The 24,891-nt window shown below is 50.7% G+C and carries 23 protein-coding genes, 1 pseudogene and 1 riboswitch; of the genes and pseudogenes, 17 read left to right on the top strand and 7 right to left on the bottom strand.

The genetic code is table 11. The features are described 5' to 3' along the window. Positions 1-14: 14 nt before the first annotated feature. Both HMPREF2711_RS03215 and ispB read right to left on the bottom strand, forming a co-directional pair. A complete protein-coding gene (locus HMPREF2711_RS03215) occupies positions 15-461 on the bottom strand; it encodes a DUF441 domain-containing protein (protein ID WP_004518807.1) in 447 nt (148 codons plus the stop codon). Between the two features lie 4 nt (positions 462-465). Next, positions 466-1,440 carry an octaprenyl diphosphate synthase gene (ispB, locus tag HMPREF2711_RS03210; RefSeq protein ID WP_003748423.1) on the bottom strand — a complete coding sequence of 325 codons (975 nt, stop codon included), beginning with the start codon at positions 1,438-1,440 and terminating at the stop codon, positions 466-468. A gap of 263 nt (positions 1,441-1,703) precedes the next feature. On the opposite strand from ispB, the gene rplU reads away from it, so the two are divergent. From rplU to ubiM, 3 genes are all read left to right on the top strand, one after another. Further along, the gene (rplU, locus tag HMPREF2711_RS03205; RefSeq protein ID WP_002216394.1) at positions 1,704-2,012 is read left to right on the top strand and encodes a 50S ribosomal protein L21; all 309 of its coding nucleotides are present in this window, start codon (positions 1,704-1,706) and stop codon (positions 2,010-2,012) included. 27 nt (positions 2,013-2,039) lie between these two features. Next, a complete protein-coding gene (rpmA, locus tag HMPREF2711_RS03200) occupies positions 2,040-2,312 on the top strand; it encodes a 50S ribosomal protein L27 (protein WP_002212328.1) in 273 nt (90 codons plus the stop codon). A 275-nt stretch (positions 2,313-2,587) separates the two neighbouring features. Beyond that, positions 2,588-3,772, top strand: coding sequence for a 5-demethoxyubiquinol-8 5-hydroxylase UbiM (ubiM, locus tag HMPREF2711_RS03195; RefSeq protein WP_004518804.1), 1,185 nt, complete (start codon positions 2,588-2,590; stop codon positions 3,770-3,772). Positions 3,773-3,838: 66 nt separating this feature from the next. Here the strand turns inward: ubiM and HMPREF2711_RS03190 are convergent, their stop codons facing one another. Further along, on the bottom strand, positions 3,839-4,516 hold the full coding sequence (locus tag HMPREF2711_RS03190) for a 7-cyano-7-deazaguanine/7-aminomethyl-7-deazaguanine transporter (RefSeq protein WP_049328863.1): 678 nt from the start codon (positions 4,514-4,516) through the stop codon (positions 3,839-3,841). 100 nt (positions 4,517-4,616) lie between these two features. Beyond that, positions 4,617-5,090, bottom strand: coding sequence for a preQ(1) synthase (gene queF, locus HMPREF2711_RS03185; RefSeq protein ID WP_070615476.1), 474 nt, complete (start codon positions 5,088-5,090; stop codon positions 4,617-4,619). Between the two features lie 3 nt (positions 5,091-5,093). Beyond that, a riboswitch (PreQ1 riboswitch) is annotated at positions 5,094-5,138 on the bottom strand. Between the two features lie 147 nt (positions 5,139-5,285). Here queF and rfaQ point away from each other — a divergent pair. After that, on the top strand, positions 5,286-6,368 hold the full coding sequence (gene rfaQ / locus HMPREF2711_RS03180; RefSeq protein WP_070615473.1) for a putative lipopolysaccharide heptosyltransferase III: 1,083 nt from the start codon (positions 5,286-5,288) through the stop codon (positions 6,366-6,368). 6 nt (positions 6,369-6,374) lie between these two features. On the opposite strand, the gene HMPREF2711_RS03175 is transcribed toward rfaQ, so the two are convergent. Then, positions 6,375-7,358, bottom strand: coding sequence for a hypothetical protein (locus HMPREF2711_RS03175; protein WP_003748434.1), 984 nt, complete (start codon positions 7,356-7,358; stop codon positions 6,375-6,377). 363 nt (positions 7,359-7,721) lie between these two features. Here HMPREF2711_RS03175 and HMPREF2711_RS03170 point away from each other — a divergent pair, with 363 nt between their 5' ends. Continuing rightward, on the top strand, positions 7,722-9,017 hold the full coding sequence (locus HMPREF2711_RS03170; RefSeq protein ID WP_003748435.1) for a M23 family metallopeptidase: 1,296 nt from the start codon (positions 7,722-7,724) through the stop codon (positions 9,015-9,017). A 92-nt stretch (positions 9,018-9,109) separates the two neighbouring features. Further along, the gene (gene pncB, locus HMPREF2711_RS03165; RefSeq protein WP_070615470.1) at positions 9,110-10,330 is read left to right on the top strand and encodes a nicotinate phosphoribosyltransferase; all 1,221 of its coding nucleotides are present in this window, start codon (positions 9,110-9,112) and stop codon (positions 10,328-10,330) included. Positions 10,331-10,369: 39 nt separating this feature from the next. Here the strand turns inward: pncB and mtgA are convergent, their stop codons facing one another. Together mtgA and aroE are read right to left on the bottom strand one after the other, a co-directional pair. After that, positions 10,370-11,071: a monofunctional biosynthetic peptidoglycan transglycosylase gene (gene mtgA / locus HMPREF2711_RS03160; RefSeq protein WP_003748438.1), complete on the bottom strand. Its 702-nt coding sequence runs from the start codon at positions 11,069-11,071 to the stop codon at positions 10,370-10,372. Positions 11,072-11,073: 2 nt separating this feature from the next. Then, positions 11,074-11,883, bottom strand: coding sequence for a shikimate dehydrogenase (gene aroE / locus HMPREF2711_RS03155; RefSeq protein ID WP_070615467.1), 810 nt, complete (start codon positions 11,881-11,883; stop codon positions 11,074-11,076). A 198-nt stretch (positions 11,884-12,081) separates the two neighbouring features. Between aroE and glnA the strand changes: the two genes are divergently transcribed. The 11 genes and pseudogenes from glnA to HMPREF2711_RS03105 all read left to right on the top strand — a co-directional run. Then, positions 12,082-13,500, top strand: a complete 1,419-nt coding sequence (gene glnA / locus HMPREF2711_RS03150; RefSeq protein WP_070615464.1) for a type I glutamate--ammonia ligase — start codon at positions 12,082-12,084, stop codon at positions 13,498-13,500. 384 nt (positions 13,501-13,884) lie between these two features. Continuing rightward, complete coding sequence (locus HMPREF2711_RS03145; protein ID WP_003748444.1) at positions 13,885-14,535, top strand: site-2 protease family protein; 651 nt, start codon at positions 13,885-13,887, stop codon at positions 14,533-14,535. Between the two features lie 131 nt (positions 14,536-14,666). Further along, positions 14,667-15,671: a tRNA dihydrouridine synthase DusB gene (gene dusB, locus HMPREF2711_RS03140; RefSeq protein WP_003748446.1), complete on the top strand. Its 1,005-nt coding sequence runs from the start codon at positions 14,667-14,669 to the stop codon at positions 15,669-15,671. A gap of 70 nt (positions 15,672-15,741) precedes the next feature. Further along, positions 15,742-15,981, top strand: coding sequence for a Fis family transcriptional regulator (locus tag HMPREF2711_RS03135; RefSeq protein WP_003684241.1), 240 nt, complete (start codon positions 15,742-15,744; stop codon positions 15,979-15,981). 43 nt (positions 15,982-16,024) lie between these two features. Then, positions 16,025-16,759, top strand: coding sequence for a glutamine amidotransferase-related protein (locus HMPREF2711_RS03130; protein WP_003748448.1), 735 nt, complete (start codon positions 16,025-16,027; stop codon positions 16,757-16,759). A 79-nt stretch (positions 16,760-16,838) separates the two neighbouring features. Beyond that, complete coding sequence (locus tag HMPREF2711_RS03125; RefSeq protein ID WP_070615461.1) at positions 16,839-17,714, top strand: DMT family transporter; 876 nt, start codon at positions 16,839-16,841, stop codon at positions 17,712-17,714. A gap of 63 nt (positions 17,715-17,777) precedes the next feature. After that, positions 17,778-18,596 (top strand): hypothetical protein, encoded by an 819-nt coding sequence (locus tag HMPREF2711_RS03120; protein ID WP_070615458.1) that lies wholly within the window; start codon positions 17,778-17,780, stop codon positions 18,594-18,596. 108 nt (positions 18,597-18,704) lie between these two features. Beyond that, positions 18,705-19,874, top strand: coding sequence for a chloride channel protein (locus tag HMPREF2711_RS03115; protein ID WP_070615753.1), 1,170 nt, complete (start codon positions 18,705-18,707; stop codon positions 19,872-19,874). 163 nt (positions 19,875-20,037) lie between these two features. Then, entirely contained in the window at positions 20,038-21,618 is a 1,581-nt protein-coding gene (gene purH, locus HMPREF2711_RS03110) for a bifunctional phosphoribosylaminoimidazolecarboxamide formyltransferase/IMP cyclohydrolase (RefSeq protein ID WP_070615455.1), read from the top strand. A 201-nt stretch (positions 21,619-21,819) separates the two neighbouring features. Then, positions 21,820-21,948: a hypothetical protein gene (locus HMPREF2711_RS11235; protein WP_256388401.1), complete on the top strand. Its 129-nt coding sequence runs from the start codon at positions 21,820-21,822 to the stop codon at positions 21,946-21,948. A 1,486-nt stretch (positions 21,949-23,434) separates the two neighbouring features. Beyond that, a pseudogene (locus HMPREF2711_RS03105) lies at positions 23,435-24,891 on the top strand (hypothetical protein); the annotation flags it as partial.

Raw genomic sequence — 24,891 nt, 5'->3', positions numbered from 1 at the left:
TAAAGGAGGGGATTTTAAACCTTTCCGGCAAAAAAAGACAATAAGCCTGCGGCAATCAAAGGGCCGACCGGAATGCCGCCGACAAAGGCAACGCCGATGACCGTGCCGATTAATAATCCGGTTACCAAAACAGGCTGTTCGCTCATCAATGGAACGCCGCGTCCGGCAAGCCAGGCAACCAAAATGCCGATAAGGACGGCGGCAATCATTTTAAAATTGATAAACTCGGAAACCGGCGGAATCTGGATTTTACCGGAAACCAGCGGGCTCAATACGCCGATGGTCAGCAGGATGATGCCCAGATGCAAACCGTGTTTTTCCACCAAGGGAAGATATTGCGACAAGGCCGTCTGCTGCATGAGCAGCAATACCGCCGCCGAAATCGTAATCGAGTTGTTGTTGCTGACGACGCCCAAAAAAATCAGCGTAACCAGAAACAAAGGGACAAAGCTGAAATTCATCGGATTAAGATACTCGGGCCAAAGATTCTTTTGCCAGTTGGATCATGGCTTCTTTGACTTCGCTGTCAGGCAACACGTCCAATGAAGCGATGGCTTTGTCAACGGCTTTTTTCGCTTCGGAAATCGAATACGGCAAAGCGTCGGAGTTGACGACATAGTCGTGGATTTTTTCAAAATAGCTGCGGTCGGCATTTTCCAAAGCGTGGCGCACATCGTTGGCGGCCTGCTCGGAGCCGTTTCGCATCAGGTAAATCAATGGCAGGGTAGGTTTGCCTTCGGCCAGATCGTCGCCGACGTTTTTGCCGATTTCTTCGGTTTCGCCAGAATAGTCCAATACATCGTCAATGATTTGGAAAGCCGTACCGACGTACATGCCGTAGTCTTTCAAGGCTTGCTCGTGTTCGGGGGAAGCCTTGCCCAAAATTGCGCCGACTTGTGCGGCCGCTTCAAACAATTTTGCTGTTTTGTATTGGATAACTTGGACGTATTGCTCTTCGGTAATATCCGTATTGCCGATGTTCATCAGCTGCATGACTTCGCCTTCGGCGATGATGTTGGTCGCATCGGCCATCACTTCCAAAATACGCATGCTGCCCGAACCAACCATCAGTTGGAAGGCGCGTGTATAGAGGAAGTCGCCGACCAAAACGGCCGCCGCGTTGCCGAAAAGGTTGTTTGCGGTTTTACGGCCGCGGCGCAATTCGCTTTCATCGACGACATCGTCGTGCAGGAGGGTGGAGGTGTGGATGAATTCCACCATCGCCGCCAGCGAATACAGCTTTTCATCGTCATGCCCGACTGCTTTGCCTGCCAAAATGGTAATAATCGGACGCAGTCGCTTACCGCCCGCGCTGATGATGTATGTGCCGATTTGCGAAATCAGCGCGACATCGGATTGAACAGCTTGATTGATGACCGCGTTCACTTTGGCAAGGTCATCGGGCAGGTGGCGTTGGAAGTAAGGCAGGTTTTCGAGCATAAAACATTCTCTGTTGATAAAACGGAGCGGAGGCTCCAATGAATCTGTTTAAACCCGTACATTCGGTCGGGGTAATAACGTTGCATAAAGATATCAGCAATCCAGCGCGTGATTATATCAGTTAAAAAGCATGCAACATATCTTTCAGACGGCCTTTTCAGTTGTAAATAAAATAAATTTTGACAAAACAGGCAAATAGAAATAGAATAGCTCGTTTCGCACATGGTGTGCGGAATGTTAACCTAATTCTCATGGAGTTGAGTATGTACGCGGTCGTAAAAACCGGCGGTAAACAATACAAAGTTTCCGTTGGCGAAAAATTGAAAGTAGAACAGATACCAGCCGAACTCGACAGCCAAATCGAACTGACTGAAGTTTTGATGATTGCTGACGGCGAATCTGTAAAAGTAGGCGCACCTTTTATCGAAGGCGCAAAAGTAACAGCCAAAGTCGTTGCTCATGGTCGTGGCGAGAAAGTACGCATTTTCAAAATGCGTCGTCGCAAACACTACCAAAAACGCCAAGGCCATCGCCAAAATTTCACCCAAATCGAAATCGTGGCAATCGCCTAATTTCAAGTAAGTTCAGGAGTATTACAAATGGCAAGTAAAAAAGCAGGCGGTAGCACCCGCAACGGTCGCGATTCAGAAGCCAAACGCTTGGGCGTTAAAGCCTACGGCAACGAGCTGATTCCGGCAGGCTCCATCATCGTTCGTCAACGCGGTACTAAATTCCACGCAGGTGACAACGTAGGCATGGGCAAAGACCACACTTTGTTTGCTAAAGTCGACGGTTACGTTGAATTCAAAACCAAAGGCGCGCTGAACCGTAAAACTGTCAGCATCCGTCCTTACACCGGTTCTGAAGAATAATCGTTTTACGATTGAAAACCGCATTCCCTTTTCGGAATGCGGTTTTTGTTTGTCAGACTGTTTTGTCTGTTTGATAAAATCCGTATGTCGTGAAGCTTGATTTATATTAAGGCCAAAGTAAAAACACGCTTACAATTGATAACATTTGTTTTATTCTATCAATGCTTTCTATATAATCTATCAAATGCCTTTGATTTACCCTCATGTAGCTAAACACAGTAAACTTAAGGCCGTCTGAAAAAATCCGTATCAGTTGAATACAAGGAATTCCTCCCATGAGCTTACACAGTGATATTCTCGTCGTCGGCGCAGGCCCTGCCGGATTAAGTTTTGCCGCAGAGTTGGCCGGAAGCGGGTTGAACATAACCCTGATTGAAAGAAGTCCTTTAGAAGTGTTGCAAAATCCGCCGTATGACGGCCGTGAAATCGCACTGACGCACTTGTCGCGCGAAATCATGCAGCGATTGGGTATGTGGGATTTGATTCCAAAAGACGAAATTTATCCTTTGCGCGATGCCAAAGTGTTGAACGGTCATTCCGATTACCAGCTCCATTTCCCGCAACCGACTGAGGCGCGCGGCGAGCCTGCAGACTGCTTGGGCTATTTGATTTCCAATCACAACATCCGTAAAGCCGCTTATGAAGTCGTGTCCAAATTGGACAATGTCAAAATCTTGACCGGCACCAATGTTAAAGAAGTTAAAACTTCCGACAATGAGGCGCAAGTCATTTTGGAAAGCGGCGAAGTATTGACCGGCCGTCTGTTGTTGGCCGCCGATAGCCGCTTCTCGCAAACGCGCCGTCAATTGGGCATTTCTTCCGATATGCACGATTACAGCCGCACCATGTTCGTGTGCCGCATGAAGCATACTCTGTCCAACCTGCATACCGCATATGAATGCTTCCACTACGGCCGCACTATTGCGTTGCTGCCTTTGGAAGAACACTTGACCAATACGGTGATTACGGTGGACAGCGATAAAGCCGAAACGATTAAGAATATGTCGCCGGAAGAATTGGCAGCCAGCGTGAAAGAGCAACTCAAAGGCCGTCTGGGCGATATGGAATTAGTCAGCACCATTCACAATTATCCTTTGGTCGGCATGATTGCCCAACGTTTCTACGGCAAACGCAGCGCGTTGATCGGAGATGCCGCGGTCGGTATGCATCCGGTTACTGCGCACGGCTTTAACTTGGGTTTGGCAAGTGCCGATCTTTTGGCTAAATTGGTTCTTGAAGCCGAGCAACGCGGTCAGGATATTGGTGCGAAGAGCCTGCTGGAAAAATACAGCACCAAGCATATGCTCCACGCCCATCCGATTTACCACGGCACCAATATGCTGCTGAAACTCTTTACCAATGAAACTGCTCCGGCGAAACTGCTGCGCGGTTTGGTATTGCGTGCAAGCAATAATTTCCCGCCGCTGAAAAAACTGATTACTAAACAATTGACCGGTTAATTGTTTAAAACATAAAAGGCCGTCTGAACGATCAAAGTTTCAGACGGCCTTGTTTTTATCTACTGCTTATTTGGCTAAAACCGATTCGGGCATTTCTTGACGGACGTTTAAGGAAGTCAGTTTTTTGGTCAAGATGCTCAATACGATGCCGTAGGCAGGCAGGAAGAAGAGGGTGCAGATGGCGAGTTTGAACAGATAATCGACAAATGCGATGCCCTGCCAATTTGCCGCCATAAATTCATCGTTGCTCGCGTAAAAGGCAACAGCAAAAAACACCAGCGTGTCCAAAGCGTTGCCGACGACGGTGGAAGCAGTAGGGGCTGCCCACCATGATTTCAGACGGCGTAATCTGTTGAACACGAAAATATCGAGGATTTGCCCGAGCGCATAGGCGGAAAAGCTGGCCAATGCGATACGGCCGACGAAGGTGTTAAATTCGGCCAAAGATGCCCAGCCTGTCCAGTTGCCGTCATGAAAGAGGACGGAGAAGACATAAGAGAGCAGCAGGGCGGGGAACATCACCCAAAAAATAATCCGTCTCGCCAACGGCGCGCCGAAAATGCGCACAGTCAGGTCGGTAGCGAGGAAGATAAAGGGGAAGGAAAATGCGCCCCAAGTGGTAAAAATACCGAAAATCTGAAAGGGGAACTGCACCAGATAGTTGCTGGCGGCAATAATAAAAATATGGAAAAGCACCAGCCAGAAGAGCGCTTTCTTCTGCTGTGCGGCGGTAAATTCGTACATGGAAATCTTTCGGAAGTTTTTCAGACGGCATGAAGCCTTGCGAGACTGTGCAATAGAGAGGGTCTTGCCATGAAAAGGGCGTTAGGCCGTCTGAACGGGATTATTGTGCGTCGTGTTCAAACAGGCGTTTGCGTGCCAAAGCTTCAAACTCTGTGCCTGCTTTGCCGTAGTTGGCAAACGGATGAATGGCGATGCCGCCGCGCGGTGTGAATTCACCGAATACTTCGATGTATTTCGGATCCATCAGGGCGATGAGGTCTTTCATGATGATGTTGACGCAGTCTTCATGGAAGTCGCCGTGGTTGCGGAAGCTGAAGAGATAGAGTTTCAGTGATTTGCTTTCCACCATTTTGATATGGGGGATGTAGCGGATGTAGATGGTGGCAAAGTCGGGCTGGCCGGTCATCGGGCAGAGGCTGGTGAACTCGGGGCAGACGAATTTGACGAAATAGTCGTTGTCGGGGTGTTTGTTGTCGAACGCTTCTAAAATTTTAGGCGCGTATTCGCTCGGGTATTGGGTTTTCTGGTTGCCCAAAAGGGAGATGCCTTGCAGCTCTTCGTTGTTGCGGGACATGAGGTTTCCTTAGTTTTTTAATGTGGGAGGTTTTCGAACCACGGGGTGCGGATTGTAATATAAATTGCATGGCTTGTGCGGATTTTATAGCGATGAATCAGCAGGATAGCTTTCAGACGGCCTGTTTTGTATTTTATGAAACCTGTTTTCCGCTTTACAATAGCAGCCAATCAACAGGCCGTCTGAAAGTTTCGTATGTCTTTATCCCAACCCAAACGCATCCTGATCATCAAATTGCGCCATCATGGCGATGTGCTTTTAAGCACGCCGGTGGTCGATGCGCTGAAAACCCGTTTCCCCGATTGCGAAATCGATATGCTGGTGTATGCCGGTACGGAGCAGCTGATTGCCGATAATCCGCAGATTGCGCAGATTTTTACCATTGATCGAAATTGGAAGAAGCTTGGCGTATTCAAGCAGTTGAAGTGTGAGAAAAACCTTTTTTCAAAGCTGAAGGCACGCGATTACGACTGGGCTTTCAACCTGTCCGACCAATGGCGTGCGGCAATAATCGCCAAACTGTGCGCCCGTTGCAGCGTGGGTTTGGACTGCATCAAGCGCGACGGTTTTTGGTGGCGTTTCTGTCATGATTTTATCAACCATGAGCTGGATACCAGCCATCATATCGTTGAAAATCAATTGAATATCCTTGCGCCGCTTATCCAGCCGGAAGACGTAGCCGATGCGAAGGTACGCCTTTGGGTGGCACAAGATGCAAGGGAAAGCATGCGGCAGAAATTGCGTGCTCAGGGTTGGAACGGCGAAGATTATGTGTTGATGCACCCGGGTGCGCGTTGGCATTTCAAATGTTGGGAAGACGGCAAAAACGCCGCCATCGTACAGCTTCTGCTCAACAGCGGGCAAAATGTCGTATTGACCGCTTCCCCCGACAATGTCGAGCAATACATGCTTCAGGAAATTATAGGCCGTCTGAATATTCCTGAAGGCGGAAAAATTTGGGTGTTGTCCGGATGCTTGAGCCTGCGTGAATTGGCGGCGGCCATTGAGGGCGCCAAACTGTTTATCGGTGTCGATTCCGCACCGATGCACATCGCCGCCGCTTTGGATAAACCGCAAATCGCTTTGTTTGGGGCGTCATGGGTGGACAAATGGCGTCCGTATTCCGAACAGGCTGAGGTTATTTATGCCGGCGATTATGCCGAATTGCCCAACCCCGACAGCATCGATACCAACGATCCGACCCGTTTGTTGAAAGCGATTCCGTTACAGGATGTGTGGGATAAAATTTCGGCCAAATTGGAGGCATTGGAGGCTTAAAACTATTTACCACGATCCGTTAAACGTTTTAGCTTTGCGCCAAAATGCCCATTTGGAACGGCGGCCGATTTCCAGCGTGCCGCCGTTTTCGCCGTCTGTGGCAATGCATACGGCTTTCAGACGGCCTGAATCAAGGGCGTCCCATAAAGGCACAAACCAACGGGTTTCCCAGCTTTCCAAAATATCTTTGTATGCCCAAACATCGCCTGTCTGTAAGGTGGAAACCAAGTCGTCCAAAAAGATAAGGCCGTCTGAAACCGTGTTGCCTGTTTCTTGAACCATCTCAAACCAAGCCTTCAAATCATATGGCGCATCGAGTTTGGGCGTATCCGAAAAACGCGCCCATGCGCTGTCTGAAGCGACGATATCCGCAGACTGTGTGCCGCCGCTTGCATCGTTCCACAGCCACAAACCGTTGATTTCCGGCAATCCTTGTTGTTCACGCGCTTGGTTAATTGGATGCGTGTGGAGAAACATTTGGATTTCCGTCTGCATGGCCAACCAAAACACCGCATCTTTGCCGTGTGCCTGACCGTCCATTTCCGGCTGCCCGCACACATCCAAAACACATTCCGCGCCCCAATCTTCTATTGTCGGCATACTGAGCAGCCACATGCTTTCGCAAAGCGGCTCGAATTGCCAATCTTTATCTTGATAAAACGCCGACAAATCCGCACATAACCGTTGCGCCTCTTCTTTTTGGATGCCGATAAACTCGCCGCTGATAATGTTGACATGGTGCATGCCCATCTGTTGCCAAACCGGAGAGGCAAAAGCGGCTGTGCGTTTTTGGCTTGTGTGGCGTAAACGTTGCACTTGGGCAATGAGGCTGCCGCCCCACAAATGGCGTCCGTAAAATTCAGACGGCCTGAGTGTTTCTTTGCGTAATGTGCCGTAACGCAAAAGACGGTTAAAAGTAGGTAAGGCAAGCTCAGGGACGGATTCGTCGGCAAAGCGGTTGAGCGAGGGAAGGGCGAGGGTCAGCTTCATAAGCGCAAATAGATAGAAAAACCGTTATTTTACGCGACAAATGATGCGTTTCGGAACCTTGCCCTCACGTACTCAAAAAGGGCCGTTCAGACGGCCGGTTTGGAAAAAACGGGCTGTCATGCTAAAATGCGTGGCGTAAATTTCAGAAAAACAGGGTGTAAATCAACACAATAGCCCTGATAATAACGTCAATCTCAAACACGACCTCATTCATTCCGAATGAAAACCTGATTTTCAGATCGGAAAAAAGACTCAAAGTCCTTTATCCCCAAAACTGTTTAAACCAGCAGGCGGTCGCAGCAGGCCGGATGTGCCGGCATTCTGCAAACTTTAAAAAACAGACCGCCCCATTAAGGATAACGCGTGATTAAAAACAAATATTCCACTCGATTCAAAGCAACCCTCTTAGCGTTTCTGCTGCCGGCTTCGGGCATCATGACCGCATACGCCATTACCGACCCTCAACCAGCACAGACCGATTTCAAAGTCGAGCGTATTTCCGAAGAGCTGCCTGCCGTTTATGTGGAAACCAATACCTATCAATCCAGCTATTGGGCGCAAGAAGCCGTCCAAGCCGGCGACTCTTTGGCAGACGTTTTGACGCGCATGGGTGTCAACCAAGAAGACATCAAGCAAATCATGGCGAAAAACAATGCCAACCTCGACATGAAAAACCTGCGGACCAACCAATCCGTCAACATCCGCATCGATTCTTCAGGCCAAGTGACCGATGTTCAATTCTTTACCGATGAAGAATTGGAACGCAATTTGGTGGCTTTGGAAAAAGTCAAAGGCAAATGGCGCATCTCCAATGCCGAAATCGACATGAAAACCATGCCGACCCTGCGCTCCGTGCAAATCCGCACTTCCGCCATCGGCGATATGCTCCGTGCCGAAATCCCTTCCGAAGTGTATATCCAGCTCAAAGAAATCTTTGCCGACTCGTTTAATATGAGCGATTTGAAAGAAGGCGATACCGTACGCCTTTTGTACAACAGTATGTATTTCCGCGGCCAACAAATGGCGGTTGGCGATATTTTGGCGGCTGAAGTGGTTAAAGACGGCAAAACTTATCAAGCCTATTATTACAGCCAAGGCAAAGGCGACGAAGAAAGCGGCAGCTACTACGATCAAAACGGTAAGTCCCTGCAACAAAAAGAAGGCTTTAATACCGAGCCTGTTGCATACACGCGCATTTCTTCTCCGTTCGGCTACCGTGTCCATCCGGTCCTGCATACCGTCCGTATGCACACCGGTATCGACTATGCCGCTCCGACCGGTACGCCGATTAAGGCCGCTGCCGACGGCGAAGTGATTTTCAAAGGTTGGAAAGGTGGCTACGGTAATACCGTGATGATTCGTCATGCCAACGGTGTGGAAACCCTGTATGGCCACATGAGTGCGTTCAGTCCTGCCGACGGCAGAGTCCGCGCCGGCGAAGTGATTGGTTTTGTGGGTACAACCGGCCGTTCTACCGGTCCGCACCTGCACTACGAAGCACGCGTCAACGGTCAGCCGGTCAACCCGACTACCGTCGCCCTGCCGACGCCGAAGCTGACCCCGACCAATATGGCTGCGTTCCGCAAACAGCAAAAAGATGCCAGCACGATGTTGTCTACCATCCGCTCTTTGCCGGTTTCCGTAGCGCAGCTGGATTAATAAGATAAAGGCCGTCTGAATAAGGTTTCTTTCAGACGGCCTTTTCCATTAAAATCGATACCTCAACGCCCACGTTTACTCAGAGAAAGCTTATGTCTGCTCATCAGCCCATTATCCAATCCCTGCTTGATACCGACCTGTACAAATTTACCATGCTGCAAGTCGTGTTGCATCAATTCCCGCAAACCCACAGCCTCTACGAATTCCGCTGCCGCAACAAAGAGATGGTGTATCCGCTGGCCGATATTCAAGAAGAATTGGAACGCGAACTCGACGCCCTGTGCCAGCTGCGCTTTACGCATGACGAACTCGACTACTTGCGCAGTCTGCGTTTTATCAAAAGCGATTTTGTCGATTATCTCGAACTTTTCCAACTCCAACGCCGCTTCGTCAAAGTCAGTCCCGACGATCAGGGCCGTCTGAATATCCGCATCGAAGGTCCGATGATACAGGCGATGTTCTTCGAGATTTTCATTCTTGCCATCGTCAACGAACTCTATTTCCGCCGCTTGGAAACACCAGCCGTCATCGAAGAAGGCGAGCGCCGTTTGCAGGCCAAAGCGCAACAACTGAAAGAAATCGCAGCCACTCAAAATCCGAATGATCCGCCGTTCCTGATTTCCGATTTCGGCACGCGCCGCCGCTACACCCTTGCATGGCAGGAACACGTTATCCGTACCTTATTAGAAGCCGCTCCCGACATCGTGCGCGGTACCAGCAACGTTTATCTGGCCAAAAAACTCGGCATCACACCCATCGGCACCATGGCGCACGAGTTCCTCCAAGCCTTCCAAGCCTTGGACGTACGTTTGCGTAATTTCCAAAAAGCCGCGCTGGAAAGCTGGGTACATGAATACCGCGGCGACCTCGGCATTGCCCTGACCGACGTGGTCGGCATGGACGCCTTCTTGCGCGATTTCGACCTCTACTTCGCCAAACTCTTCGACGGCCTGCGCCACGACAGCGGCGATCCTTATGTTTGGGGCGACAAAGCCTACGAGCATTACAAAAAACTCAAAATCGACAGCCGCACCAAAATGCTGACCTTTTCAGACGGCCTCGATATTGAGCGTTCATGGGCGTTACACCAATACTTCAAAGACCGTTTCAAAACCAGTTTCGGTATCGGTACCAACCTGACCAATGATTTGGGACACACGCCTTTGAACATTGTCTTGAAGCTTGTCGAGTGCAACGGCCAATCCGTCGCCAAGCTCTCCGACTCCCCGGGCAAAACCATGACCACCAACAACACCTTCCTCGCTTACCTGCGCCAAGTGTTTGACGTACCGGAGCCGGAAGAGAAAGCCTAAAAACAAAGGCCGTCTGAAATGTTCAGACGGCCTTTTGAATTAATCCATATCGCTTTCGGGCAATTCTGCCGAACCCATGCGGCGCAGGATGATATTGGTTTTGTTGTGCATCCGTTTGCTCTTAGGGTGGTCTGCGTAAAACAGCGGAGCCGGAACGCGCGCCGTGAGTTTGGCAGCTTGTTGGCGGGTGAGGGCGGAGGCAGGTTTCTTGTAGAAATACTGGGACGCCGCTTCCGCGCCGAATACGCCGTAGTGCCATTCGATTGAGTTCAGATACAGCTCAAAAATGCGGTCTTTGTCGGTAACCGCTTCCATCATCGCCGTAATCGCCGCTTCTTCGCCTTTGCGGATGTAGCTGCGGCTTTCGTTAAGAAACAGGTTTTTCGCCAGCTGCTGACTGATGGTCGAACCGCCGGCTTTGACTTCGCCGCTTTGCTTATTGCGTTTCATGGCGTATTTGATGCCGTTCCAGTCAAAGCCGCTGTGTTCGGCAAAGTTGGCGTCTTCGGAAGCAATCAGGGCTTTTTTGAGGTTGACAGAGATTTGGTCGTAAGGTACCCAGCGGTAATCCAACTCGACATCGCGCCCTTCGCTTGCAAACTGGCTCATGCGCATGGACATGAAGGCGGTTTTGCTGGGCGCGACGGCGCGGTAGGTAATGATGTTGCCGTACACATAAGCGTTAAAAAAAATGAAGATGCCGATGGGCAGGGCAATCAGCCATTTGATGATGCGGAACATGGTTACAGGGCTTTCATGTATTCGATAACAGGGCGGATATCGGGCGTAAATCCGCGCCAAATATGGTAAGAAGCGGCAGCCTGACCGACCAGCATGCCCAGGCCGTCTGAAACTTCGGCCGCACCGTTGCTTTGGGCAAAGTTCAAAAACGCCTGCGCCGCGTCGCCGTAAACCATATCGTAGGCAAGGCGGCAGCCGCGGAAAATTTCAGGATTGACGGCAGGAAGCTGACCGCTCAAGCCACCGGACGTGCCGTTGATGATGATATCAAAGCCGCCGTTCAAATCCGCCATCGGGACGGCTTCAATGCCGAAAAGCCGAGCCAATTCCTCGGCCTTGGCGTGGGTACGGTTGGCAATGACTATACGGGCAGGGCGGTGTTCTTTCAAAACAGGAATCACGCCGCGCACGGCGCCGCCCGCGCCCAAAAGCAAAATGGGTTTGCCTTCGATGGCAATATTTTTGACCTGCGTGATGTCGTTGGCCAAACCGATACCGTCGGTGTTGTCGCCGCGTATCCTGCCGTCTTCCAACCACACCAGCGTATTGACCGCGCCGGCAGCCAAAGCGCGTTCGGAATGCTCGTCCGCCAGCACAAAAGCTTCCTGCTTGAACGGGACGGTTACATTCGCACCTTGCCCACCCTCGGCACGAAACGCTGCAACAGCTTCGGCAAAACCGCCGATTTCGGCACAAATGCGCTCATATTCAATGACCGCGCCTTCCTGCAGCGCAAACTGCTGATGGATTTGCGGTGATTTACTGTGTGCAACGGGATTGCCGAAAACGGCGTAACGCGGGGTATTGTTCATAAAACAGGTTCTGCAGAAACAAAAGAAAAGAGTGCTTATTATAGCGGTCTTTATGTTAAGAAAGCGTAATGTAAAATTGTTGACAATCAAACAGTCTGAAACTATATTTCATTGCGTAAAAACGGGCGTCCTGATGTATTTCAGACGGCCTTACCGTGATAGAATAACAAATTAAACCCAATCCCTCAGGAGCTGAAGATGTCCATCAAAGACGCTGTAAAACTGATTGAAGAAAGCGAAGCCCGCTTCGTAGATTTGCGCTTTACCGATACCAAAGGCAAGCAGCACCACTTTACCGTACCCGCCCGCATCGTCCTCGACGATCCCGAAGAATGGTTTGAAAACGGTCAGGCATTTGACGGTTCGTCCATCGGCGGCTGGAAAGGCATTCAGGCTTCCGATATGCAGCTGCGTCCCGATGCATCTACAGCCTTCGTCGATCCTTTCTACGACGATACCACCGTTGTCTTTACCTGCGACGTCATCGATCCGGCCGACGGCCAAGGCTATGACCGCGATCCTCGCTCTATCGCACGCCGCGCTGAAGCTTACTTGAAATCTTCCGGTATCGGCGACACCGCCTATTTCGGCCCCGAGCCTGAATTCTTCGTTTTTGACGGCGTAGAATTTGAAACCGATATGCACAAAACCCGTTACGAAATCACTTCTGAAAGCGGCGCATGGTCAAGCGGCCTGCACATGGACGGTCAAAACACCGGCCACCGCCCGGCCGTCAAAGGCGGTTACGCCCCTGTTGCACCGATTGACTGCGGCCAAGACCTGCGTTCTGCCATGGTCAATATTTTGGAAGAACTCGGCATCGAAGTCGAAGTGCACCACAGTGAAGTCGGTACCGGCAGCCAAATGGAAATCGGCACGCGTTTTGCCACTCTGGTTAAACGTGCCGACCAAACCCAAGACATGAAATACGTGATTCAAAACGTTGCCCACAACTTCGGCAAAACCGCTACGTTCATGCCCAAACCCATCATGGGCGACAACGGCAGCGGCATGCACGTCCACCAATCCATCTGGAAAGACGGTCAAAACCTGTTTGCCGGCGACGGCTACGCCGGTTTGTCTGATACCGCCCTTTATTACATCGGCGGCATCATCAAACACGCCAAAGCCCTGAACGCGATTACCAATCCGTCCACCAACTCTTACAAACGCCTCGTGCCGCACTTTGAGGCGCCGACCAAACTGGCATATTCCGCCAAAAACCGTTCCGCTTCCATCCGCATTCCGTCTGTAAACAGCAGCAAGGCACGCCGTATCGAAGCGCGCTTCCCTGATCCGACCGCCAACCCATACTTGGCGTTCTCCGCTTTGTTGATGGCCGGTTTGGACGGCATTCAAAACAAAATCCATCCGGGCGACCCTGCCGATAAAAACCTGTACGACCTGCCTCCGGAAGAAGATGCATTGGTGCCAACCGTTTGCGCCTCTTTGGAAGAAGCCCTCGCCGCCCTCAAAGCCGACCACGAATTCCTCCTGCGCGGCGGAGTGTTCAGCAAAGACTGGATCGACAGCTACATCGCCTTCAAAGAAGAAGACGTACGCCGCATCCGCATGGCGCCGCACCCACTGGAATTTGAAATGTATTACAGCCTGTAAAACAGTTGAAACATTTTAAATAGGAAATCAAAGGCCGTCTGAAACTGGATTTGAAGTTTCAGACGGCCTTTAGGCTTAAAATAGATAGGGCGCTCAAATTGGGTATGATAGCGGGAAGCAATAAATCATGCTGTTGGAAAGCCTTTATGGAATCGGTTCTACGTGTTAAATTTCAGCATGACAGGCCTTTTATTAAAGATATTCGCCATTACTTTGTAGTAATCAGTCTTCAAGCTGAATCCGCAAGGTAAAGGCATTACTTGGCGAGAGCTGAAAGAGTCTTTTGGTTCGGACAAAAAACAGGAAGATTAAAGCCTCAGGCCGTCTGAAAGGGTATTTAAGGATATTTTGTGTTTTCAGACGGCGTGTTTGATAAGGAAAAACATGTTTGCAAATTTTGATTTAGGCGTATTTCTGCTGGCAGTATTGCCTGTGTTGTTGGCCATTACCGTGCGCGAAGTGGCACGCGGTTATACGGCGCGGTATTGGGGCGACCATACCGGCGAGCAGCTTGGGCGTTTGACGCTCAATCCGCTGCCGCACATCGACCCTGTCGGTACGATTGTCGTGCCGCTGGTGTGTCTGATGATAGGCAGTTTTCTGTTCGGCTGGGCGCGTCCCATGCCCATCGATTCGCGTAATTTCCGCGATCCGCGCCGCGCGTGGCGTTGGGTGTCTATTTCAGGCCCGATTGCCAATCTGATTTTGGCGTTCTTTTGGGGTTTTGTGGTCGTACTTGCCGCGTATGTGCCTGAATCGTATCAAGCACCGTTGGCGCAGATGGCCGGTTACGGCGTGATGGTGAACTCGATTTGGGTTGCATTCAGCCTGATTCCGATTTTGCCTTGGGACGGCGGTATTTTTATTGATACCTTCCTTAACGCCAAGCAGTCCATGCAGTTCCGTAAAATCGAGCCATACGGCACATGGATTATCCTGATCCTGTTGTTTACAGGCCTGCTGGCCAAACTGATTTGGCCGATTATCGACATGATTCAGACCGCAGTGCAGATGGTTGTCATGTTGTTTATTTAAATGTTCTGGCTGAAAAGGCCGTCTGAAACCCAGTTTCAGACGGCCTTTTCATTGTGCAACATGTAAATACGATTGGAAAAATTTGCTTAAAAATTGTACAATTTCAGCCCCTTCAATTCGGCGCACACATCATGCACATCGGCGGCTATTTCATTGACAACCCCATCGCACTCGCCCCCATGGCAGGCATTACGGACAAACCGTTCCGCCGGATTTGCCGCGAGTTTGGCGCAGGGTGGGCGGTGTGCGAAATGCTGACCAGCGACCCGACGCTTAGAAATACCAAAAAGACCCTGCGCCGTAGCGATTTTGAAGGCGAGGGCGGAGTGGTGGCCGTCCAGATTGCCGGCAGCGATCCGCAGCAGATGGCGGAAGCCGCGCAGTATAACGTCGGCTTAGGTGCGCAGGTTATCGACATCAACATGGGCTGCCCGGCCAAAAAAGTCTGCAATGTGCAGGCAGGCAGCGCATTGATGCAAAACGAGCCTTTGGTTGCCGAAATCTTGGCAGCCGTTGTCAACGCGGTGGACGTACCCGTTACCCTCAAAACCCGTTTGGGCTGGCACGACGAACATCAAAACTTGCCGACCATCGCCAAAATCGCTGAAGAATCAGGCATTGCAGCCCTTGCCATCCACGGTCGCACACGCACGCAGATGTACAAAGGCGAAGCGCGTTACGAACTGATTGCCGAAACCAAAGGCCGTCTGAACATCCCCGTTTGGGTCAACGGCGATATTACTTCGCCGCAAAAAGCCGCCGCCGTCCTCAAACAAACCGCCGCCGACGGCATCATGATAGGGCGCGGCGCACAAGGCAGGCCGTGGCTCTTCCGTGATTTAAAACATTATGCCGAACACGGTGTTTTACCGCCGGCCTTGAGCTTGGCAGAATGCAACGCCACCATTTTGAACCACATCCGCGCCATGCACGCGTTTTATGGCGAAGTCGCCGGCGTGCGCATCGCCCGCAAACACATTGGCTGGTACATCGACGAAATGCCCGACGGCGAACACACACGCCGGGACATCAACCGATTGGACAGCGCCGCGGCACAATACGATACCCTTGCCGCCTATCTTGAGACGCTTTCAGAGAAAACCGACCGCTGGGTATGCCACTATCGGGAAGGCTAAAGGGTTTCAGACGGCCTCATCATTTAAAAATAAATCCATTTAAAAACAAATCTAAAGAAAGACAATCACGATGAATCAAACGACGACTGACATTGCGCAATGTATTGAACAAAACTTACGACAATACTTCAAAGACTTAGATGGTACGGAACCTTGCGGCGTGTATGATATGGTGTTGCATCAAGTGGAAAAGCCGATGCTTGCCTGCGTAATGGAGCAATGCGGCGGCAACCAGTCTAAAGCTGCCGTTATTTTGGGTTTGAACCGCAATACCCTGCGTAAAAAATTACAACAGCACGGTATGCTGTAATACGGCAGAGCAACCCGTCCTGACGGTCGAAGGAGAAATAACAATGCAAAATCCGAATAAATTAAATATCCATTTCATCCTGCACGAGGCATTTGAAGTGCCGGGCGCATATTTGAAATGGGCGCAATGGCGCGGACATAACATCAGTGCAACCAAAGTGTACGAATGTGAAACCCTGCCTGACAATGTGGACGATATAGATTTTTTGATTGTGATGGGCGGGCCGCAATCGCCTGATGAAGACAGGCAGACATTCCCGTATTACGACCCCAAATCCGAGCTGCGCCTGATGCGTCAGGCGATGGCGGCGGATAAATATATTGTCGGCGTGTGTTTGGGTGCGCAGCTTTTATCCGTTGCCTACGGCGCGCGCCACACACGCAGCCCTGAGCGTGAAATCGGCATTTATCCGATTGAGCTGACGGCGGAAGGTCTGGCGGATGCCCATGTTTCCCTGTTGTGCAAAACCCTGAATACCGGCCATTGGCACGGCGATATGCCCGGTTTGACGGATGAGGCGGTTGTGTTGGCAACCAGCAAAGGCTGTCCGCGCCAGATTATCCGTTTTGCGTCCAAACATTATGCCTTCCAGGCTCATTTGGAGTTTGACCGCGAAGCCGTCGGGCTGCTGATTGCGGCGGACGGGCGCGACAATGTGGCCGAACAAAGTCAAGCTCAAACTTATGTCCAGCATCCGGATAAAATCGAAGCGGCGGATTTCAGTGAAATGAATGCCAAACTCTTCGACTTTTTGGATTCGCTGACGCAGACAAAATAAAAAAGGCCAAAATCCCGCCAGGCCGTCTGAATAATAAATATAGAGAAGAAACGATTAACCCTTTTTAAAAGGTCGGACCATGTTCTATCAAATACTTGCCCTGCTGATTTGGGGCAGCTCTTTTATCGCTGCTAAGTATTCTTACGAGATGATCGACCCAGCGCTGATGGTCGAGGCGCGTTTGTTGATTGCCGCGTTGATGGTGTTGCCGTCATGCCGCCGTTATTTGGGCAGGATTCCGCGGAGCGAATGGAAGCCCTTGTTGTGGATTTCCTTTGTCAATTACGTTGTCGTTTTGATGCTCCAGTTTATCGGTTTGAAATACACATCTGCCGCCAGCGCGATTACCGTGGTCGGGCTGGAGCCTTTGCTGGTCGTCTTTGTCGGCCATTTCTTCTTCAACGACAAAGCCAAACTGTACCACTGGATTTGCTGCGCGGCGGCGTTTGCCGGCGTGGGCATGATGGTATTGGGCGGCGCGGAAGAGGGCGGTTCGATTGACTGGTTCGGCTGTTTGCTGATTTTGCTCGCAGGATTCGGTTTCGCCGGCGTGATACGTCCGAGCCAAAAAATGATTGCCCGTATCGGTGCGCCCGCATTTACCGCGGCTTCCATGGCGGCGGCGGCGCTGTTGTGCCTGCCGTTTTCGCTGGTGTTGGCAGACAGCTATCAAATCAACTGGTCGTGGGGCGGCACGTTGTCGGTGTTGTATATGGGGATTGGCTGCAGCTGGCTCGCCTATCTGTTGTGGAACAAAGGCATGAACAAAGTCCCTGCCAACGTCTCCGGCCTGCTGATTTCGCTCGAGCCCGTCATCGGCGTTATCATGGCGGTGTTGATTTTGGGCGAACATTTAAGCAGCATGGCCGCGCTGGGCATTACCGTCGTCATTTCGTCCACTTTTGTCGCCGGAGTGTTGGCGCGTATCGGCAGCAAACACAAAAAGGCCGTCTGAAAACAGTTTCAGATGGTCTGAAATAGCCGTACTTTTTCAATCAAACATTTTGGGAAAATTTCTATGAAACGCATCATACCCCTGCTTTTGCTTGCCTGCCCCGTTTTGGTGTCGGCTGCACCCGATAACGACAAAGCCACCGTACAGGCCGTCATTGCCAAACATTACAACCGACCGCTTGCCGCGCACAAATGCCAGCTTACCGAGCCGCCGAAAGACGGACAGGCACCATCTAACAACATCATGTATTGCATGAAACCTGTTGCCGACCATACCGTAACGCGCAACGGCAAAGCCGCGCGCTATGTGTTGTACACAGGTTTTGCCTACGATTTAGAAGAGAAAGAAAAAAATGACGCGCACGCCTCTTCGGGTTTGGCAGAATTGTTTGTTTTGGAAAAAACAGACGGCAAGTGGGCAATCAAACAGCACGGAAGAGATGAAATCGGCGCATGGGGCGAGACGCCGGAGAATAAGGCGTGGAAGTTTGTTCAGGTGGGCGCGCAAAACTGGGGCTATGTTGCCGAGTCAAGTTATACAGGCCAAGGCGATACGACGACTTCGCAAAACTTCCTGTTTACCGATGATAGCAACCGCATCCGTAAAAGCTTTATTATCAGCGGTAACGATAACGGCGCATATTTTGGCGATTGCGATGAATTGAAAGGGCGTGAAAAACGAGACTGCAAAGACAGATATACCAGCCTGGAAGCCAAAATTGCTTTTGACAAAAACCGTCCTGCCGTATCCGGCGTATGGGCGTTGACTGCAAAACTCAGCGGCGTATCAGGAAAGAAAAATTATAAAAATCAGAAATATATTTTCCCTTATAACGGCAAAAACCACGTTGCCCCCAAAAACTATCCCTTGGGCGGACAATAGTTCCCCCGAAAAACGCTTTGATCAAACCATTACTACCTCAAGTCAAATCCCGTGAAAGACACTCATAAACTCTGGGCCGCACTCATCATTACCGGCATCATCGGCGGCATGGTCGGCATTGTATTAACCGAAATCATGCACACGATTCAACATCTTGCCTACGGTTACGGTTCAGACGGCCTATACGTTTCTTTCCGGGAGGGCGTATCGCAGGCAAGTCCGGAGCGGCGTATCGGCGTGATGGCCTTTTGCGGCGTGGTGGTCGGCTTGGGGTGGTGGTTGCTCAAACGCTACGGCAGGCCGCAACCGGGTATCAAAGCCGTGGTTAAAAATCCGCTCGCCGGTTTTCCATTTTTGGAAACCGTCAGCCATGCCCTGTTGCAAATCATTACTGTCGGGCTGGGCTCGCCGCTCGGCCGCGAAGTTGCGCCGCGTGAAATGACCGCCGCTTTCGCCTCGGTCGGTGTCAACCGTTTCGGGCTGAGCGAAGATGACGCAAGGCTGGTCATTGCTTGCGCTTCAGGTGCAGGTTTGGCAGCCGTGTATAATGTGCCGCTCGCCTCCACACTTTTCATCCTCGAAGCCATGCTGGGCGTATGGACGCAGCAAGCCGTCGCCGCCGCATTGCTGACTTCCGTCATCGCCACCGCCGTCGCACGCATTGGCTTGGGCGACGTGCAGCAATATCATCCGGCCAACCTTTCCATCAACACCCCATTACTTTGGTTTTCCGCCATCATCGGCCCGATACTGGGCGCAACCGCCGTCTTTTTCCAGCGCACCGCCCAAAAATTCCCCTTCATCAAGCGCGACAACATCAAAATCATTCCCTTGGCCGTCTGCATGTTTGCACTCATCGGCGCGATTGCCGTTTGGTTTCCCGAAATTTTGGGCAACGGCAAAGCAGGCAACCAACTGACCTTTGGCGGATTGACCGACTGGCAACACAGCCTTGAGCTGACCGCCGTCAAATGGCTGGTCGTCTTAATGGCGCTGGCGGCAGGCGCATACGGCGGCCTGATTACCCCGTCCATGATGCTCGGCAGCACCATCGCCTTTGCCGCCGCAGCCGCGTGGAATACTTTCTTTCCTGCCATGTCGTCTGAAAGTGCGGCCGTTGTCGGCGCCGCCGTTTTCCTTGGCGTTTCCCTCAAAATGCCCCTGACGGCCATCGTCTTTGTTTTAGAACTCACCTACGCCCCCGTTGCCTTGCTCATGCCCTTATGCGCAGGCATGGCAGGCGCAGTATGCGTGGCGAAGAAAATGGGATTTAAATAGTCAAAAACATCAGGCCGTCTGAAACCAAGTTTCAGACGGCCTTTTACAATAAAATTGTCAACAATATCTATAAAAACCTACTGCCAAAAAGGCGAAAATAGCGGATAATACCGCCCTGAAAATTCATCCCATATCGATTAAACCTTCAACAAAGGAAATCCAAATGTCTTCCATCAAACGCGCCCTGATCAGCCTGTCCGACAAGACAGGCGCAGTCGAATTTGCCCAAACCCTGACTAAGCTCGGTGTAGAAATCCTTTCTACCGGCGGTACAGCAAAGCTCTTGGCTGATGCAGGCGTTCCCGTTATCGAAGTTGCCGACTATACCGGTTTTCCCGAAATGCTCGACGGCCGCGTGAAAACCCTGCATCCGAAAATCCACGGCGGCATCCTCGGCCGTCGCGATTTGGACGAGCACGTCGCCAAGATGGAAGAACACGGCATTGGCAACATCGACCTCGTGTGCGTCAACCTTTACCCCTTCGCCGCCACTATCGCCAAGCCAAACTGTACGCTAGAAGACGCAATTGAAAACATCGACATCGGCGGCCCTACCATGGTGCGCTCCGCCGCGAAAAACTGGAAACACGTCGCCATCGTTACCGACACCGCCGATTTCCCGGCCATCGCTGCTGAACTCGAAGCCAACAACGGCGCCTTGAGCGACAAAACCCGTTTCAACCTTTCACGCAAAGCATTCAGCCATACCGCCCAATACGACGGCATGATTTCCAACTACCTGACCTCGCTTTCAGACGACGTCTTGAGCGGCCAGCCCCAAATCGGCGAATTCCCCAGCCAGTTCAACCAAAGCTGGATTAAAGTGCAAGACATGCGCTACGGCGAAAATCCACACCAACGCGCCGCATTCTACCGCGATATTTATCCAGCCGCAGGCAGTCTTTCCGCCTACAAACAGCTGCAAGGCAAAGAATTGTCTTACAACAACATTGCCGATGCCGATGCTGCCTGGGAAGCCGTCAAATCCTTCGACGCGCCCGCCTGCGTGATCGTGAAACACGCCAACCCGTGCGGTGTCGCCGTTGCCGCCGATACATTGACCGCCTACAAACTCGCCTACGCTACCGATACCACCAGCGCATTCGGCGGCATCATCGCCTTCAACCGCGAAGTGGACGGCGAAACCGTCAAACAAATTACCGACAACCAATTTATGGAAGTCCTCATGGCGCCGAAGTTTACCGCCGAAGCCCTCGAAATCGCCGCCGCCAAGAAAAACGTGCGCGTATTGGAAGTACCGCTTGAGGCAGGTGCCAACCGCTTTGAACTCAAACGCGTCGGCGGCGGACTATTGGTACAAACCCCCGACATCCACCGCCTCAGCCGTGCCGATTTGAAAGTTGTCTCCAAGCGCCAACCGACCGAGCAAGAATGGAACGACCTGATGTTTGTATGGAACGTCGCAAAATACGTCAAATCCAACGCCATTGTCTTCGGCAAAGGCGGTCAAACCTACGGCATCGGCGCAGGCCAAATGAGCCGCGTGGACAGCACCCGCATCGCCGCCCGCAAAGCGCAAGATGCCAATCTCGACCTCAACGGCGCATGTGCCGCTTCCGATGCCTTCTTCCCATTCCGCGACGGCGTAGATGTCATTGCCGAGCAGGGCATCAAAGCCATCATTCATCCGGCAGGCTCCATGCGCGACCAAGAAGTCTTTGACGCAGCGGACGAACACGGTATCGCCATGGTCGTAACCGGCATCCGCCATTTCCGCCACTAATAAGCTGATATAAAATAAAGGCCGTCTGAAAACAAAGTTTCAATATCATGAAACCCGTTTTCAGACGGCCTTTTTCAATCATCAAACAATTTAGTGGTCTAACTGTAAATCAAGACAAAGCAACCAAGCCCTAGCCCGTCCGATTCATGCAGCAACACAACGCCGCCCAAGTCTCAAACCAACCCACTCAGAGAAAGAACCATGAAACACATCCTCCTCATCCTTACCCTCGCCACACTCACCGCCTGCGCCTCCAGCCATACCGGCGGCTACGGCTATGCCGGCAATAACGGCGCTTCCGCAGGCGTGACCCAGACATTCCGTTGGTAAGGCCGTCTGAAAAACAACACAGTTTTCTACAATAGGAGAACAAACAAATCCCAAACGTAAAGGTAAGTTTTACACTTGCCTTTTTAACGCCGTCCATCGGCTCAATAGCGCATAAATTCGTATCATTTGTTCACTATTTATATGTTAGGAAACGTCAAAGGTCGTCTGAAAACAGGCCATATAAACCTATCACACGTTTTAAGCCGATCTTCAATACAAATTTCATTAATTCTCTAAATAAAAGCCCACATTTAAATCTATCACTAAAGAAACTATTCAAATTATATATTATTTATCAATCATTATTGTTTGAGAATAAAAAAGTAAAATCAAATAGCTAGAAAAACCGTTTAAAAAAAGCAACAAGTAAATTTAACGGGCATGACCGTTGAGGCCGAAAAAGTAACACTTTATCGGAAGAGTTGATTTGCGAAACCAAACGCATATAAAATTTGGACAAGGATTCCGAATGCATTGAAAGAAGCTGACAAAAAGTGACTTGTTAAGAAACAAGCTGACAAAAAACGGCACATCGTTTCCCAAACTTCACAAGCTTCCCAAAATGTATCAGCATAAAATCCCATAAAACAGGCTTTTAGCTGTCATTCGGCCGAGTGGAAACTTTTGGCACGGGAATTGCATACAAGAGATTACGACGTAAAACCGCATAAAGGGGAGACTCTGAAGTGCGGCATATGTATGGGCAAGCGGTTTATGGCCGAGCAAACGTCCCAAAAGAAATCAAACCCCTTACAGGAAAATCGATATGAATAAAGTCTTTAAAGTTATTTGGAACCACGCGACCCAGACATGGACCGCGGTTTCCGAAATCAGCCATGCACACGGCAAAAAATCCGCTTCTGACAAGCGTAAAGCCGTAGCTGCTGCAGTTGCGGCGGCAGGTGCTTTGATGGCTTCCAGTGCTGCTCAGGCAGGTGTAGATTTGGGTGGTAGTGCGGTAAACATTACTCCAAATGGTACTTACAACGGTTCTAACAGAAACGTTGGTGTCAACTCTGTTGTAGTGGGTTATCAAAATACTGCTAGCAGCCAAGATGGCACTATCGCTTACGGTGCGAACAATACTGCGACTGCAAACGCAGCATTGGCAGTAGGTAATAACAATATCGCAACCGGCGGTGCATCGACTGCAATGGGTGTAAGCTCTGTTGCAAGTGGTGAAGCTTCTGTTGCAATCGGTAATGTAGCCCAAGCAACTCAAATTCGTGCGACTGCAGTAGGTAACCGTGCAACTGCTACTCAAGACTCCGCAAGTGCATTCGGTAACCGTGCAAATGCTGGTGCACAATTTGCAACAGCTATTGGTGATAACTCCAATGCAAATGCTGCTGCAGTTGCTGTAGGTACGCATGCAAACGCCGAAAAACAAGATTCTATCGCTATTGGTAATAACGCTCATGGTGCTTGGACCAATACTATTGCTGTCGGTAAAGATACTGTAGCAAGTAAAGACCATGCGATGGCAATGGGTACCAGCTCAAATGCGTCAGGTGTTCAAGCTGTCGGCGTTGGTTCATATACAAAAGCAGAAGGTAATCTGACAGTTGCAGTTGGTCCATATGCGCAAGCCAATAAAGAAGCTGCAGTTGCTGTAGGTTCTAACGCTACTGCTGCTGAGTCTAACTCTATTGCTGTGGGTCAAACTGCCACTGCGTCTAACAATAACTCCATTGCTGTCGGTACTAAAACAGTTTCTAGAGGCGATAACGCAATTGGTATCGGTGCTTATGCTGAATCAACTGCTAACCGTGGTACCGCTATCGGCGTATTGTCTCAAGCTAATGGCACAGGCTCATTTGCTGGTGGTGCATCCGCTCAAGCAACAGGTGAAAATTCTGTAGCTATTGGCGGTGCGATGGATGGTACTCTGGGTAATAAAGCAGGTACTGCTGCTAAAGCAATCGGTAACAACTCTATCGCTTTGGGTACTCAATCTAAAGCTGCTGGCAATAACTCTATCGCTCAAGGTAACGGTGCAACTGCTAAGCAAGCTGCTGACGTTGCCGTAGGTCATGCTGCTACAGCTGACGGTACTTCTACTGGCGCTGATGGCGACGGCGTAGTAAATAATGCCGGTTCGGCAATGGCAGTCGGTACAGAAGCTCAAGCAACCGGTATCGTAGCTACAGCCATCGGTGAGCGTTCTAAAGCTTTGGCAAACGGCGCGGTAGCATTGGGTGGTGACGCTCAAGCCAAACAAGGTTCTGACGTAGCAATCGGTCGTGGTTCCGTAGCTGACGGTACTTCTGCTGCTGCATTCGGTCCTGCTGCTACAGCGACTGGCAAATACTCAGTAGCTTTGGGCGTACAAAGTAACGCTGCTTCTAAACAAGCGATTGCATTGGGTCGTGGTGCTCAAGCCAATGGTGGTGATTATGCAACTGCTCTGGGTAATGGTGCTCAAGCAACAGCCAAAAACACTCTGGCTTTGGGTACAGAAGCTAAATCTACTATCGAAAACAGCGTAGCCCTGGGTAACGGCTCTACAACCAGCGCATTCGTACCTACCTCTTCTGCAACAGTAGGCAGCTATACTTACGGTGGCTTCGCAGGCGCAACCAGCGGCTTGGGTAACGGCGCAGTATTGTCTGTAGGTTCTGCAGGTAACGAACGTCAAATCCAAAACGTTGCCGCAGGCCGTATCAATGCAACTTCTACCGATGCAATCAACGGCTCTCAATTGTTTGCCGTAGCAAACCGCATCGAAAACCTGAATCCATTCGTATTCACAGGCCACAATGGCAGCGGTAGCTCACCAGCTGAAGGTACTTACAAATACGATCCTAAATCAAATGCCAATAACACTCTGAAACTGATCGCTGGTAACGGTTTGACAATGACCTCAAACGGCACTAACGAATACACCCTGAGCGTAATCGGTGGCGGTTCTACTGGTGCAACCGGCGCAACTGGTCCTAAAGG

The sequence above is a fragment of the Neisseria sp. HMSC070A01 genome (assembly GCF_001810165.1).
Taxonomy (GTDB): Bacteria; Pseudomonadota; Gammaproteobacteria; order Burkholderiales; family Neisseriaceae; genus Neisseria.
This window is presented reverse-complemented; position numbering and strand designations above follow the sequence as displayed.